We start from the raw sequence: 14,214 nt of genomic DNA, 5'->3' as shown, positions 1-14,214 counted from the left end.
ACCTCTGAGACGCCCATAACCTTCTCCAGGATGAGAAGACGCCTCGGGCGGCCAAGGAGCGCCCCCTGACTGATGATGCCTCGTCACTGGAGGAGGCGGCGCCACCAGTGAGACGATGGCGGCGTGACTGACACAATGCATGATGAGGCGAACACCGCGGGGGCGGGTCGAGCCGAGGCCTCCGCAGCACAGGCGCTGGCCCGCGCGGTGACGGAGACCGAAACTCACGTGGCGGCCCACGGCTGGGACCAGCCGGTGCGCGTCTTCGCACTGGTGCGCACCGCCGAGGCTCTTGAGGCCGACCCAGACGTGGCCGGCCTCCTGGACACCGCCACCGTGGAGGAGGCCCGCACGAACCCCGAGCTGCTCATGGTGGTGGAGCAGGAGGGGCTGCCGCCCGCCGCGGACCTGGAGCACCTGCTGGTGCAGCTCGCCTGGCCCGACTCCGTCCACGGCGCCGCCATCAGCGTCGAGCGGCTGGTCCTTCCGCCCGCGGCCCAGGAGGAGGCCGAGGCCATCACCGATGCCGCTAAGCGTCTGGCCTTCCTCCAGGAGCGCCCGGACCGCGAGGACATCCGCATGGTGGTGGGGGTCCTGCGCGGCGGGCAGTCCTGGTGCGTACTGCGCTCACGCAGTCACGACGACGACGCCTCGCTCTACCAGGGCGAGCACCTGGTCCCCGGGCTGGTCGAGGCCCTGGCGGCGACCTTCCTGTAGCCGGTCGCCGGCGCCGCGTGGCCCCGTGTGGCTCAGGCCTTGTCCGTGCCGGTCGGGTCCTGCTCGTCGGGCTCTCCGGGCGAGTCCTCGTCCCCGGGGCCGGCCGAGACGGGGCCCGTTGACTGGGACTGGCTGGGCTCCTGGGAGGCGGCGTCGTCGGCGGAGGCGGGGTTCCGGTCCCCGAGCCCCTCGGGGCTGTTCTCATCGGCCTCCTTGGCGCCCTCGGCGTACCCGAGGGTCCCGTCCAGCAGGGAGGCCAGGTCGGCGTCGATCTCGGCGTCGATGTCCTGGGCCATGCGCCGCATGGTGAGGAAGTCCTTGGGGTTGGCGAGCTCGGAGGCCGTGGGCATGACGTCGGGGTGGTTCCAGAAGGCGTCGCGCTCGGCGTCACCGGCCTGAGCGCCCAGGTGGGCCCACAGCTCGGCGGCCTCCCGAGCCCGGCGGGGCCGGAAGGTCAGCCCGATGAGGCGGGCGAAGACCTGCTCGGCGGCGCCGCCCTGGGCGCGGCGCCGGCGCATCATCTCGGCCAGTGCCATGAGGTGGGGCAGGTGCGGTGCGGCGGCGCGGGCGGTGACCACCTCGACCCAGCCCTCAACGAGTGCCAGGAGCGTCTCCAGGTCCTCCAGGGCCTCACGCTGGGCCGCCGTCTCCTGGGGTGCGAACAGCCCACTCTCAAGGGCCTCGCGCAGGGCGTCGGGGTCGTTGGGATCCACCTGGGCCACAGCGGACTCCAGGGTCTCGGTGTCGATGCGGATCTCGCGGGCGTAGGCGAGCACTGCCTGAAGCACCTGCCCGCGCAGCCACGGCACGTGGGCGTAGAGGCGGGCGGTGGCGGCCTCCCGCACGGCCAGGAACATGCGGGCCTCGTCCTCATCGACCTCCAGCCCCTCGGCGAAGGCGGCCACGTTGGCGGGAACCAGTGCCGTGCCGGGCTCGCGGGTCAGGGGCAGGCCGGTGTCGGTGGCCCCCAGCGCCTCTTTGGCGAGCTCACCGATGGCCTGGCCGATCTGGAGGCCGAAGGCCGTGCCGGCCATGGTGCGCATGATGGACCCGAGTGCCCCCATCTGCTGGGCGGCCTGCCCCATCTCAGCCGGCATGTCCTGAATCTGCTTCTCCAGGGTGCGAGCCAGGGCTGCGGTGACGGCCTCGGCCACCGGGGCGCACACGTCCTTCCACACCGGCAGCGTGCGCTCGACCCAGGTGCCACGGCTCCAGGCCTCCCGCTGCCCGGGGGCGGGCATGAATTCAGTGGCGGTGTCGAGCCACAGGTCGGCCACCTGAAGGGCCTGGCGCGTGGACTCGGCGACCGCGGCGGTCACCGTGGGGTCGCCGTCGCCGCGCGCCTGCTGAAGGGCCAGCTCCTGCCCCATCTGCCAGTTGACCGGCTCGGTGGTGGAGGCGGAGAACATCTGCTGGAACTGGGCGCGCATCGCCAGCAGCTGGGCGGGACTGAGCTGAGAGATGTCCCCCACCCCCGGCATCTGGGCGATGGAACTGGGATCCACCCCGGATGAGCGCAGGGCGCCGACGGCGTCGGAGGCCATCTGCTCGCCGAACAGAGATGCGAGCATCTTCTCGAGCTCGTCGAAGGCGTCCTCGCTCACGGGGTTTCCTCTCGCCGGGTCGTCCTTGGGCATGGTCCGGGCCGTCTGGGGCGCCTGGACACTGTCACTAACGGCCTTATGGTCGCACCCATTCCTGTGCCGGGGCTATGTTCCGTTCGCCGACGGCGTGCCCGCACCGCCCCGGAGAGGCTCAGGGCTTCTCCGTAGCGGCCCTGGGCCGGGTTCGTAGCAGGTTCGTGCTGGGTTCGTGTCGGTATGTGTCCGTCTTCCCCAGGATGATGTCGCATGATGAGCGCGTGACGCACCCAGACCAGCACGACGCCGCCGACACTGCGGACTCGACCTCCCCAGGCACCACCCAGCCGATGCGGGAGCATGAGGGCAATCCGCTCGACCAGGCCGGGCACGCCGAAGCCCCGGCTCCGCAGCCCTCCGCGCAGGACCGGCGTCGACGCAGGCTGCGACGCTCCGTGACGGTCGGGGCGGTCCTGGTGGTGGTGGCCCTCATCGTCGCCGTCTTCACGGTGCCAATCAACGTGGTCATCGAGGCCCCCGGCCCGACCTGGAACGTGCTGGACAACGGTTCGTCGTCGAGCCAGGACGTCCTGAAGGTCTCGGGAACTGAGACCTACCCGACCGAGGGCGCCCTGCGCATGACGACAGTCTCCGTATCGGGCTGCCCCGGCTACCCGGTGACCACTGCCGACCTCGTCACCGCCTGGTTCTCGGCGGACAAGCGGATCGTGGACCGCAACCAGGTGTGCCCGCAGGATCAGAGCGCCGAGCAGGTCGAGGAGACCGGTAAGGCCCAGATGACGGCCTCGCAGGACTCCGCCGTCATCGCCGCACTCGTGGAGACCGGTAAGGCCGGCGCCATGCACCTGACCGTCACTGAGGTGACCGAGCAGCAGACCTCGACGGAGATCCAGGCCGGGGACGTCCTGGAGACCATCACTCCTGAGGGCGGCCAGACGACGACCATCACCTCCTTCTCCCAGCTGCGAGAGCTCATGACCACCATTGCCGAAGGCACTCGGGTGACACTCGGGGTGCGCCGCGGCGAGCAGCAGGCGAGCGCCGCGCTCACCACGATCGCCCCGCAGGAGGGGACGACCGGTTCCCTGCTGGGGCTGAGCCTGAGGATCTCGGTGGACAGTCAGGTGGAGGCCACCTTCAGCCTGTCCGACGTCGGCGGTCCCAGTGCCGGCATGATGTTCGCGCTGGGGGTCGTTGACGAGATCACCCCGGGGGCCCTGACCGGAGGCAAGGACATCTCCGGGACCGGGACGATCGACATGACCGGGCAGGTCGGCCCCATCGGCGGGATCCAGCAGAAGATGGCGGGTGCCAAAGAGGCGGGCTCCACGTTCTTCCTCGCCCCGACGAGCAACTGCGAGGAGGTCAAGGGTCATGAGCCCAAGGGCATGCAGGTCTTCTCCGTGAGCACCCTGCACGAGGCCGTCACCGCCACTCAGGCGATCGCGTCGGGTGACACCTCCGGCCTGGCCACGTGCTCGGCCAAGTGACTCCCGCTGACCCAGCGCCCCGCCGGGGACAGTTATCCACAGGCCAGCAACTACCTCTGGTGGATCGGCTCCAACCCGTGCCACTGTCGCTCCATGTCCTGACGCGTTCGTCAGGACCTCGAGCTCCCGGCGCCCCTTCGGGTTCCAGGAGACCTGAGAGGAGGCACGATGCGTGTACGAGGCGGGTGCGCCATCCTGTGGCGCCAGCAGGGCGTCAGCCAGATCGGGACAAGTCCCGAGCGCCGCACCATTGTCAGTGACCTGAGCCTGGCCGAGCAGCGCCTGCTCGATGAGTTCGCGCGCAACCTGGAGAGCGCAGGGGTCTACCGGGCCGCCCGTCGCAGTCGGGTACCGGTGACGCGGGCGCGGCAGATTGTCGCGGACCTGGAGCGTCAGGGGGTGCTGGTGGCCTCGGCGACCAGCGAGCTCGGTGGGGCCGACGGCGTCTACTGGGACCGGCTGGGAGCTGACGCCAAAGGCCGTGGCGCGGTCCTGTCCCAGGCCGTCCTGGCTGTTCACGGCGTGAGCGCCTTGGCTCAGGAGGCTGCTCTGTGGCTGGCGGAGGCGGGGGTGGGCACGATCCTGTCCACCCGGTCTCCACAGGACGGGGGCCTGGCCCCACTCCTGTCCGCGCGCTTCCCGGCCCTGAGGACGCGGGCGCCGTTGCGCACCCGTCCTGATGTCATGGTGACGGTGGACGCGCACGTGGTCGAGCCGCTGCTCGCGCGCCGACTCGTTCAGGAGGACGTGGTGCACCTGCCTGTCGTCGTCGGCGAGGCGGGCGTGCGCATCGGCCCGGTACTCAACGCTCAGGGCCCGTGCTCGACCTGCCTGGCCCTGTGGGAGAGGGACGCCGACCCGTGCTGGCCGGCGCTGGCCACGCAGATGCGCACCCTGCCGATGCCCGAGGTCGAGCACCTGGTCCTGCACGAGGCCGCGGCGTCAACGGCACGGGCCGTCATCGACACGCTGGTGGGCCGGGCATCCGGGGCCGACGGCGCCGGGGACGAGACCGAACCGGGCGGGGAGGCGAGCGAGGACTCGGCCGCGTGGTGGTCCACGCACTCGGTGGAGGTCACCGGCCGGGAGCCCCGGGGGCGGCACAGGGCCTGGGATCGTCACCCCGAGTGCCTGTGCTCGCAGCTGTGAGCGCCGTCGGGCAGCAACGCCCCTGGTGGCCGCTCAGTTCTCCGCCTCGAAGTCGCGCAGGAGGGCCAGGACCGGCCCGCCATAGTCCTGGAGCTTGGTGGCGCCCACGCCGCGGATGAGGGAGAGCTGGGGCAGGCTGGTGGGTTTGACGACGGCGATGTCCCGCAGGGTGGCGTCGGCGAAGACCGTGAAGGCGGGCTTGCCCCTCTCCTTGGCGACCTGGGAGCGCCAGGCCCGCAGCTCCTCGAACAGGGCGATGGTGCGGGGGTCGTTGTTGGCCTCGAAGTCGGCGGCGGACTGCCGGGAGCGTTCCTTGGCGCTTTGGCGGCCCTGGCGCCGGGAGGCGTCCTTGGGACCGTCGCCGGTGGGCCACAGGCCGTCCAGGAAGCGGGAGGGCTTGCGCGCGGCCCGTCCGCCGGCGTTGCGGGCGCGGGCGTAGGAGATGACGAGGTGCTCTCGCGCGCGGGTGACGCCCACATAGAGCAGGCGCCGCTCCTCCTCGATGGCCGCCTGCCCCTCGGCCAAGGAGATCGGCAGCAGCCCCTCGCAGACGCCTGCGAGGATGACGGCGTCCCACTCCAGGCCCTTGGCGGCGTGCAGGGAGGACAGGGTGACGCCCTCGACGGTGGGGGCGTTCTGGGCGTCGGCGCGCTCACGCAGCTCGGTGTGGAAGGCGTCGAGGTCGGCGCCGCGGGTTTGGGCCATCTCATCGGCCAGGGCCACCAGGGCGTTGAGAGCGTCCCACCGCTCGCGCACAGCTCCACGCGGTGCGGGCGGCTCCTCGCTCCAGCCCTCACGGGCCAGGACGGTGCGCGCGTCCTGGCCGAGGTCTCCGGTCAGGGTGGCCTTCTCGGTGCGGGCGGCCCCGAGGACGACGGCCATGGCGCGTTTGACCTCCTCACGCTCGAAGAAGCGCTCGCCGCCGCGCACGAGGTAGCCGATCTGGGCTCCGGCCAGGGCCTGTTCGAAGACCTCGGACTGGGAGTTGGTGCGGTACAGGATCGCGATCTCGCTCAGGGGGACCCCGGCGGCCTGCAGCCGGCGCACCTGAGCGACGGCGCCCTCGGCCTCGGCGATGTCGTCGTCGTAGGTCTCGAAGCGCACGGCGGGGCCGCTGGGCCGCTGGGCGACCAGCTCAACGGCGCCGGCGGGCAGATGCGGACCGCCGCCCCCACGCCGCGAGCGGGACAGGACCCGGTTGGCCAGGGAGACGACCTGCGGGGTGGAGCGGTAGTCGCGGCTCAGGCGCACGGTGCGCGCCCCCTCGTAGCGGGTGGCGAAACCGGTGAGGAAGGCGGGCGTGGCGCCGGTGAAGGAGTAGATGGTCTGAGAGACGTCCCCCACGACGCAGAGCTGGCGGCGCCGTCCCAGCCACAGGTCCAACAGGCGCTGCTGGAGCGGGGAGACGTCCTGGTACTCATCGACGACGAAGTGCTTGTACTGGCCGCGCACCTGGGCGGCGACGTCCTCGCGGTCCAGGAGGATCCCGATGGTCAGCAGGAGCACGTCCTCGAAGTCGATGACGCCGCGCTCGCTCTTGGCCTCCTCGTAGAGGGACAGGACCTGGGCGACGGTGGCCGCCTCCTGCCCGGCCACGCCGGTGCGACCGGCGACGACGGCGGCCTGGGCGTAGTCCTCGGGCAGGGTCATGGTGACCTTGGCCCACTCGACCTCGGCGGCCAGGTCCCGCACGGTGGCCCGGTCGGTGGGCAGGCCCAGGCGACGGGCGGCGGCGCCGACCAGGGGCGCCTTATGGGCCTGGATGTCGGGGCGGCGCCCGCCGATGGCGGTGGGCCAGAAGTAGGTGAGCTGACGCAGGGCGGCGGCGTGGAAGGTACGGGCCTGGACGCCGGGGACGCCGAGGTCGGCCAGGCGCGAGCGCATCTCGCCGGCGGCGCGGGCGGTGAAGGTGACGGCCAGGACCTGGGTGGCCTGATAGGCGCCGGTGGCCACGCCGTGGGCGATGCGATAGGTGATGGCCCGGGTCTTGCCGGTGCCTGCGCCCGCCAGGACACACAGGGGGCCTTCGAGGTGCTCGGCGACCTCGCGCTGGTCGGGGTCGAGGGCCTCCAGGAGCCTGGATACCTCGAGAGGGGCGGGGTGGGGGGTGGTCGGGCTCATCGGTACCAGCCTGCCACGGGGAGGCGACAGGAATCGACGGTCCTTTGCCCGGGCGGGGTGCGTCAGCTGACGATGGGGCCGCCGTACCAGTCCTCGACGAGGAGTCTGGCGATGGAGGTGGGGCCGGGCAGGAGGATGCTGCCGTCGTCGGCAGCCGCGGTGAGCTCGTCACGGGAGACGAGGCGGGCCTCGACGACCTCCTGGCCGTCGGGTCGGGGCCGGTCCTCGCCGGGGGCCAGGCGGGCGCGGCAGCCGAGCATGAGGGAGCGTGGGAAGGGCCAGGGCTGGGAGGCGAGGTACTCGACGTCGGCCACGCGCAGCCCGGCCTCTTCCCATACCTCCCGGGCCACGGCCGCCTCCACGGACTCGCCGGCCTCGACGAAGCCGGCCACGACCGAGTAGCGCCGGGGAGCCCAGGCGGCGCCGCGCACGAGGAGGAGGCGGTCGGAGGTATCGGTGACCGCCATGATGACGGCCGGGTCGGTGCGCGGGAAGTGGACGGTGGCGCAGTCGGAGCAGCGCCGGGCCCAGCCGGCCTCAATGATCTCGGTGCGTCCGCCGCAGCCCGGGCAGTAGGCGGAGCGGGCGTGCCAGGCGGCCAGAGCGGTGGCCGTGGTGGCCAGGCCGGCGTCGCGGGCCGTCATCTGGGCGCCCATGGCTCGCAGGGCGGAGAGCGGGTAGCGCTCCAGCAGGCGGCGCAGGTCGGGGTGATCGACGGCGGTGCCCTCGGCGTCGGAGCCGGTGGCGGGCGGCTCGGGGGCGTCGGGGACCTCGAGGGCCTGGGGCACGACGACGGCGATCCAGGCGGGGCCGGTGGAGGCTGCGTCGTCGGCGAGCTCGCGGCCCATGTAGAGGACGGTCAGGTCGGGACAGCGAGTGGGGGTGGAGGCTCCGAGGTAGCCGACGCGCAGGTCGGGCAGGCCCCAGCCGCTGCGGGTGCCGGGGCCCTCCCAGGCGGTGGCGCCGGGGCTGCCGATGAGGCTGGGTGGGGTGAGGCCGTCGTCGGGCAGGTCGGGGTGGATGGCCGGGCCGGTCAGGGCCACGCGGCCACGGGCGTCGACCAGCAGCAGGCGGGTGTCGGGGTCGGCGGCGAGGCGCTCCAGCAGCCCGGGCTCGCTGCGTCGCTCGGCGTCGCGGTCGGTGGCGGAGCGGGACAGGGCGAGCTGGTCGGTGCGCATGGGGTCACTCTCCCACCCCCTGCTTCGAGGCGCACATGGGCGCGCCCATACCAATAGGAGATGAATATGGGACTGGGCGGCTGCCGGGGCGAGGGGCGAGGCGTTCTGCGAGAAGGCGGGCGGTGTGCGGGCGGCGCGGAGGCCGCGGGCGGACCATGCTGGCCGCCGGTGCCGCCGTCTAGGCTGGGGGCGTGCGCACCTATCTCGATCATGCCGCCTCGGCCCCGGTCCGTCCCGAGGTCGCCCAGCAGGTTGCCGAGGACCTGGCCAGTGGGCTGGGTGGCTGGGCGAATCCGAGTGCGCAGCACACTGCGGGCCGGCGGGTGGGGGCCCTGCTGGCGCAAGCGCGTGCCCGCCTGGCCAGTGCCCTGGGGGTGGATGCGCATGAGGTGCTGCTGACCTCCGGTGGGACGGAGGCCGATGCCCTGGTGGTCTCGGGGCGGGCGCGCGCGGTGCCGGGCGGGCGGCTGGTGGTCTCTCCGATTGAGCACCCGGCGGTTCTGGACTCGGCGCGCACCGCCGTGGAACAGCTGGGGGCGGGGCTGAGCCTGCTGGAGGTTGACGGCGCGGGGCGGGTCGAGCTCGACTCGGTGGATCGGGCGCTGGTGCCGGCGGGCAGTACCGACCATTCCCCCGCATCCTTGGTGTCGGTGATGACGGCGAACAATGAGACCGGCGTGGTGCAGGACATGGCGGCGCTGGTGGAGCGCGTGCGGGAGGCCAGTGGCGGCAGGCGTCCCGGCGAGAGCGGGTACGTGCCCATCCACTCCGACGTGGTGGCGGCACTGGGGAAGGTTCCGGTGGACTTCCATGGCTGGGGCCTGGATGCGATGAGCCTGACGGGGCACAAGCTGGGGGCGCCGGTGGGCGTGGGGGCCCTGGTGGTTCGCCGCGACCTGGCGTTGACGCCGGCCACGGGCGGGGGCCGTCAGGAGCGGGGACTCCGCTCAGGCACTCAGGACGTGGTGGCGGCCCGGGCGCTGGCCCTGGCGGTGGAGCTGGCGGTCGCCGAGCGGGAGGAGCAGGAGGCCCGGCTGGCGGCGCTGCGACGTCGGATCCTGGAGGGGGCCGGGGCGCTTGCGGGCGTTCACGCCACGTTGCCGGAAGGTGCCGATCATGTGGCCTCGACGGCGCACCTGTGGTTCGAGGAGGCCGACGTCGAGGCGCTGCTCATGGCCCTGGACCTGGCGGGGATTGATGCGTCGGCGGGGTCGGCCTGCCACGCCGGGGTTACCCAGCCCAGTCATGTGCTCCTGGCGATGGGCTTTGAGGAGGGGCCGGCCCGCTCCACGCTGCGCTGCTCCTTGGGCCAGGAGACGAGCCCCGACGACGTCGAGCGCCTACTCGCCGCCCTGCCCGCCGCCCTGGAGGGGGCCAGGCGCGCCTGGAGAGTGACGCACAAGACGGCCGGGACGCGCCTGTAGCAGCATCCAGTCCGACGACTCACGAGGAGCACCGCATGCCCACCACCTCGAACAAGATGATCGGCGACTTCAGCGGCAAGCATGCGTCGGCCGCCATGTACACGGCGATCGAGTCATACGCACTCTCGCTCGGCTCCGTCACCAAGCACCTGACGGCCCAGGTGAGCTTCTCCATCAACCGGAAGTTCCTGTGGGTCTGGGCCTATGAGAGGACGGGCGACGGCACCCTGTTCCTCAACGTGAGGCTCGATCGTCCCGTGGAGGATCCGCACGTCCACCGCGTCGACCAGGTCAGTGCGAACAGGTGGAACCACCACGTCGTCGTCAAGACGATGGAGGCCGCGCAGAGCGACTGGCTCAGGGACCTCATTCGCGCCGGTTACGAGTTCGCCGCCCGGTGAGCACCCCTCAACAGCAGCGCAAAGGCACCATGCGGCCGGCCATCCGCTCTGGAGCCCGAGTTCTTGGTCATCGGGGACGTACTTGGTGGCCGAGGACTGCGATGTCCCCCAAACGACTGGAGTCCGTCAGCAGTCGTGTGGGGGAAAAGTACGTCCTGGGCAAAGAACGCAGTTCCCGATCCAGCGCGCAGCCCCTCTCACACGCGGTCGACGAACTGGGCGGCAATATCCCGAGGAACGGGGTCCCATTCTTGGACGTACCTAATGGCTCGCGCACTCCCGTCGCTTCTCCCGGAGTCACGCAGGCGCCGTACCTCGTCTCGATCCAGCGGACTCTCCGAGAGCATGCGATCGATCGACAGACTGTAGGTCTGCCGGAAGAACATGCGTTCCTGCTCGCTCTTCGACATCGGATGCTCTCGACCATCTGCTATCCGCCAGATCGCCAACAGCATGGCGAAAACAACCAAGAAGGCCAACCACGCATCGGACATCGCGGCTCCTTTCGTGAACGATGAGGCATGAGCACCATGAGCACACTGACACGCACTGCCACGCCTTTGTCGAGTCGAGCCCGACGGACAGCATGATGCCGCTGGTCGGACGCTGTTGGAACGTGCCTGGGCACTACCGTCACATGCTCACCCACCACGCTGAGAATGCGCTTGCACTCCCCCGACGGAAAACGAAGAACCCCAAGCATCAACACTGAGCGCGAAGGGGCCGGGTGAAGCTGCCGATGCCAGGGACGCACTCGTCAGGTATGACATCTCCTCCCTCAACGCCGTCCATGCCGGGCGCCACGAGGTCCCCCTGGGCTCTCCCAGTTGCCTGGCGGCCACCGACCTGCGGTAGCCTGCCACGGCCGTTGCAACATCTACCCGCCTGCCTGAAGGAGACCCCCGTGCGCGTCCTGGCCGCCCTGTCCGGCGGAGTCGACTCCGCCGTGGCCGCGGCGCGCGCCGTCGACGCCGGCCATGAGGTCGTGGGCGTCCACATGGCCCTGACCCGCAACCGGGCCCAGACCCGTTCGGGCTCACGCGGCTGCTGCTCCATCGAGGACTCCGCCGACGCCCGCTGGGCCGCCCAGATCCTGGGCATCCCCTTCTACGTGTGGGACCTGTCCGAGGAATTCGAGGAGCGCGTCGTGTCCGACTTCCTCGACGAGTACCGCGCCGGGCGCACCCCCAACCCCTGTGTGCGCTGCAACGAGCGCGTCAAGTTCGACGCCCTCCTCGAGCGGGCCCTGGCCCTGGGCTTCGACGCCGTCGCCACCGGCCACTACGCGCGACTGAGCGGCGGCGCCTCCTCCGGCCGCCCCGGTGACACTGAGGGGCTCACGCTGCGCCGCGCTGTCGATGCCGCCAAGGACCAGTCCTATGTTCTGGCCGTCTCCGGCCGCGAGGGCCTGGCCCGGGCCCTCTTCCCCCTGGGGGATGCCCCCTCCAAGGCACAGGTGCGCGCCGAGGCCGAGTCCCGGGGCCTACCGGTGGCCTCCAAGCCGGACTCCTACGACATCTGCTTCGTGGCCGACGGAGACACCCGCGGTTTCCTGACCCGCTCGCTCGGCGCCCACGAGGGCGCCATGGTCTCCCCCGACGGCGAGGTCCTGGGCACCCACCAGGGCTACTTCGGCTTCACCGTCGGCCAACGCAAGGGCCTGGGCCTGTCCCGCCCGGCCGAGGACGGCCGCCCCCGCTACGTCATCGAGACGCGCCCGGCCACCAACGAAGTCGTCGTCGGCCCCGAGGAACTGCTCAGCCGCACCGCGGTCGACGGCGACGGGCTCGTTCTTCTCGCCGACCCCGAACCTCTCGCCACCGGCAGCACTGATTCTGACGACTCCCCCGCCGTCGGCTGGCAGGAGGCCAGCGTCCAGGTGCGCGCCCACGGCCGCCCGGTCCCGGCGAGGGTCCGCGTCGATGCGGCGCGCGGCCTCCTACACGCCGAGCTGGCCATGCCCCTGCGTGGCGTGGCCGCCGGTCAGAGCCTGGTCATCTACGGCGGGGCCGACGGCGACCAGGTCCTGGCCCAGGCAACTGTTGCCCCCGCGCAGGCCTCCAGCCACGCCGTCGCCTGACGTCCCGTCCGGCCGCGAGCGAGTCCGGGGCGATGAAGCGAGACTCAGCCGCGCAGCTTGGCGAGCTCCTCGACGAGCTGGGGCACGACCTCGGTGACGTCGCCGACGACGCCGAAGTCGGCCATCTCGAAGATCGGAGCCTCGGAGTCGTCGCAGATGGCGACGACGGTGCCGGCCCCCTGAATGCCGCTGGTGTGGTGGACAGCGCCGGAGACGCCCAGGCCGATGTACAGGCGCGGGGAGATGGTCTCCCCGGTCTGACCGATCTGGGCGCTGCGCTCGATCCAGCCCTCGTCGCAGGCCACGCGGGTGGCCCCGACGGCAGCGTCGAGCGGCTGGGCCAGGGAGCGGACCAGGTCGAAGTCGCCGTCCACGCCGCGGCCACCCACGACGACGGTGCGCGCCTCGCTCAGGACCGGACCGGAGGCCACGGAGGTGGCCTCGCGCGAGACGAGGCGCACGGCGGCGGCCTCAGCGCTCACGGGAACCTCGAGGGGCTCGGCCGTCAGGGGGGCGCCCTCGGCCGCAGCGACCTCGGCGATCCCGGGGCGCACGGCGATGATCGGTGCGGAGCCGCCCGAGGCGACGCCGGCGGTGGTGGACCAGGAGCCGGACAGGACCAGCTTGGAGGCACGCAGCTCGGTGCCGGCGGCCTCCAGGGCGGTGACGTCGGAGACGCAGGCCGAGCCGAGCACAACGGCTGCCCGTCCGGCCAGCTCCTTGCCGCGGTAGTCGGAGACGACCAGGACCGCGGCGGGCTGGACGGCGCCGACGGCCGCCACGACGGCGTCGGCCGCGGTGGCGGGCAGGTGGGCGGCCTCACCCAGGTCGGCGGACAGCAGGCGGGTGGCTCCGGCGCCGGCCAGGGCCGCTGAGGCGGACTCGCCCAGGGGCTGGAGGGCCAGGGCGACGACGTCGCCGCCGGTCAGCTCCCGGGCAGCGGTAAGCAGCTCCAGGCTGGGGCCGGTGGGGGTGGCCTCGGTGGTCTCAAGATCGACGAGGACGAGCAGGGGGGCATCGAGCATGGGAATCAGCTTCTTTCGCGAGTGGTAGGAGGCAGACGGGCGGCGCGACGGCGTCCAGCGCCCCTGCCGGGACGTGGGCGGGCGCTGCGGCCGGCCGTCAGACGAGCTTGTTCTCCACGAGCCAGGCGGCGAGCTCACGGCCCGCCTCTCCGGCGTCGGTGCGGATGATGCCGGCTTCACGAGCGGGTCGGGCCTCGTCGTCGACGACTGCGACGGCCGGCTCGGTGATCTGGAGTCCGAGCTCGGAGGCGTCCCAGAAGTCGATGGGCTTCTTCTTCGCGGCGCGCATGGCGGCGAAGTTGGGGTAGCGGGGCTCGTTGGCCTGGTCGGTGACGCTGACGAGCGCGGGCAGCGGCGCGCTGAGGACCTCGCGGACGGTGCCCACGGTGCGGGTGACGGTCACGGCGCCGCCATCGACCTCGAGGTGGTTGGCCAGCGTGACGGCCGGACGGTGCAGGGCTGCGGCCAGGGCGCCGGGCAGCATGGAGGTCATGGAGTCCAGGGAGGCCATCCCGGTGACGACCAGGTCGACCTCGCCGATGCGCTCGATCGCGGCGGCCAGGACCCGGGCGGTGGTGACGACGTCGGCGCCGGCCAGGTCGTCATCGGCCACGACGACCCCGGAGTCGGCCCCCATCTGCAGGGCGCGACGCACCCCGTCCTCAGCATCCTCCGGCCCCATGGTCAGGGCGATGACCTCGCCGTCGGCCTCCTCAGCCAGGGCGACGGCGGCCTCGACGGCATTCTCGTCGAGCTCGTTGAGGACGTCCTCCTCGCCGCGCACGAGGCGACCGTCCTCGATGCGACGCTCGGACTGAACGTCAGGAACGTGCTTGATGCAGACCACGATTCTCATGGCTTAAGGTTGCCATAACAGCGGCATCTCACCACTGAGCGCTCAGTCACCCTGACACGGCGTCAGGACGAGGACCGGGATGACGCGATGATGACGAGGCAGTCACGGCGGGTGGATTGAACGCGACGGGGCGCACTCCTACGAGGGAGACCTCACGTCCCTTCAAGTGGTA

Annotated in this window: 12 protein-coding genes; 6 read left to right on the top strand and 6 right to left on the bottom strand. The window is 71.9% G+C overall.

Features of this window, described 5'->3' with window-relative positions; all coding sequences use genetic code 11:
• Positions 1-135 precede the first annotated feature (135 nt).
• A complete protein-coding gene (locus tag AXE84_RS08645; protein WP_060957591.1) occupies positions 136-717 on the top strand; it encodes a PPA1309 family protein in 582 nt (193 codons plus the stop codon).
• Between the two features lie 32 nt (positions 718-749).
• Here the strand turns inward: AXE84_RS08645 and AXE84_RS08640 are convergent, their stop codons facing one another.
• Positions 750-2,321 carry a zinc-dependent metalloprotease gene (locus AXE84_RS08640; protein ID WP_060957590.1) on the bottom strand — a complete coding sequence of 524 codons (1,572 nt, stop codon included), beginning with the start codon at positions 2,319-2,321 and terminating at the stop codon, positions 750-752.
• 257 nt (positions 2,322-2,578) lie between these two features.
• Here AXE84_RS08640 and AXE84_RS08635 point away from each other — a divergent pair, with 257 nt between their 5' ends.
• Together AXE84_RS08635 and AXE84_RS08630 are read left to right on the top strand one after the other, a co-directional pair.
• Positions 2,579-3,808, top strand: a complete 1,230-nt coding sequence (locus AXE84_RS08635) for a PDZ domain-containing protein (RefSeq protein WP_010613466.1) — start codon at positions 2,579-2,581, stop codon at positions 3,806-3,808.
• Positions 3,809-3,976: 168 nt separating this feature from the next.
• A complete protein-coding gene (locus AXE84_RS08630; RefSeq protein ID WP_060957589.1) occupies positions 3,977-4,957 on the top strand; it encodes a hypothetical protein in 981 nt (326 codons plus the stop codon).
• A 33-nt stretch (positions 4,958-4,990) separates the two neighbouring features.
• Here the strand turns inward: AXE84_RS08630 and AXE84_RS08625 are convergent, their stop codons facing one another.
• Both AXE84_RS08625 and nudC read right to left on the bottom strand, forming a co-directional pair.
• On the bottom strand, positions 4,991-7,078 hold the full coding sequence (locus AXE84_RS08625; RefSeq protein WP_060957588.1) for an ATP-dependent helicase: 2,088 nt from the start codon (positions 7,076-7,078) through the stop codon (positions 4,991-4,993).
• A gap of 62 nt (positions 7,079-7,140) precedes the next feature.
• Positions 7,141-8,256 (bottom strand): NAD(+) diphosphatase, encoded by a 1,116-nt coding sequence (gene nudC / locus AXE84_RS08620; RefSeq protein ID WP_060957587.1) that lies wholly within the window; start codon positions 8,254-8,256, stop codon positions 7,141-7,143.
• 191 nt (positions 8,257-8,447) lie between these two features.
• Here nudC and AXE84_RS08615 point away from each other — a divergent pair, with 191 nt between their 5' ends.
• On the top strand, positions 8,448-9,680 hold the full coding sequence (locus AXE84_RS08615) for a cysteine desulfurase family protein (protein WP_060957586.1): 1,233 nt from the start codon (positions 8,448-8,450) through the stop codon (positions 9,678-9,680).
• 35 nt (positions 9,681-9,715) lie between these two features.
• Complete coding sequence (locus AXE84_RS08610) at positions 9,716-10,081, top strand: DUF5655 domain-containing protein (RefSeq protein WP_010613460.1); 366 nt, start codon at positions 9,716-9,718, stop codon at positions 10,079-10,081.
• A 197-nt stretch (positions 10,082-10,278) separates the two neighbouring features.
• Here AXE84_RS08610 and AXE84_RS08605 read toward each other — a convergent pair whose 3' ends face one another.
• Positions 10,279-10,575, bottom strand: coding sequence for a hypothetical protein (locus AXE84_RS08605; RefSeq protein ID WP_010613459.1), 297 nt, complete (start codon positions 10,573-10,575; stop codon positions 10,279-10,281).
• A 410-nt stretch (positions 10,576-10,985) separates the two neighbouring features.
• Between AXE84_RS08605 and mnmA the strand changes: the two genes are divergently transcribed.
• The gene (gene mnmA / locus AXE84_RS08600) at positions 10,986-12,161 is read left to right on the top strand and encodes a tRNA 2-thiouridine(34) synthase MnmA (protein WP_060957585.1); all 1,176 of its coding nucleotides are present in this window, start codon (positions 10,986-10,988) and stop codon (positions 12,159-12,161) included.
• A gap of 44 nt (positions 12,162-12,205) precedes the next feature.
• Here the strand turns inward: mnmA and AXE84_RS08595 are convergent, their stop codons facing one another.
• Complete coding sequence (locus tag AXE84_RS08595) at positions 12,206-13,186, bottom strand: electron transfer flavoprotein subunit alpha/FixB family protein (RefSeq protein ID WP_060957584.1); 981 nt, start codon at positions 13,184-13,186, stop codon at positions 12,206-12,208.
• Between the two features lie 97 nt (positions 13,187-13,283).
• On the bottom strand, positions 13,284-14,042 hold the full coding sequence (locus tag AXE84_RS08590) for an electron transfer flavoprotein subunit beta/FixA family protein (RefSeq protein ID WP_060957583.1): 759 nt from the start codon (positions 14,040-14,042) through the stop codon (positions 13,284-13,286).
• Positions 14,043-14,214: the final 172 nt, after the last annotated feature.

Origin of the sequence: Actinomyces oris (genome assembly GCF_001553935.1) — a bacterium.
GTDB lineage: Bacteria > Actinomycetota > Actinomycetes > Actinomycetales > Actinomycetaceae > Actinomyces > Actinomyces oris_A.
The sequence above is the reverse complement of the archived record's forward strand: the minus strand, read 5'-3'. Positions and strand labels throughout refer to the sequence as shown.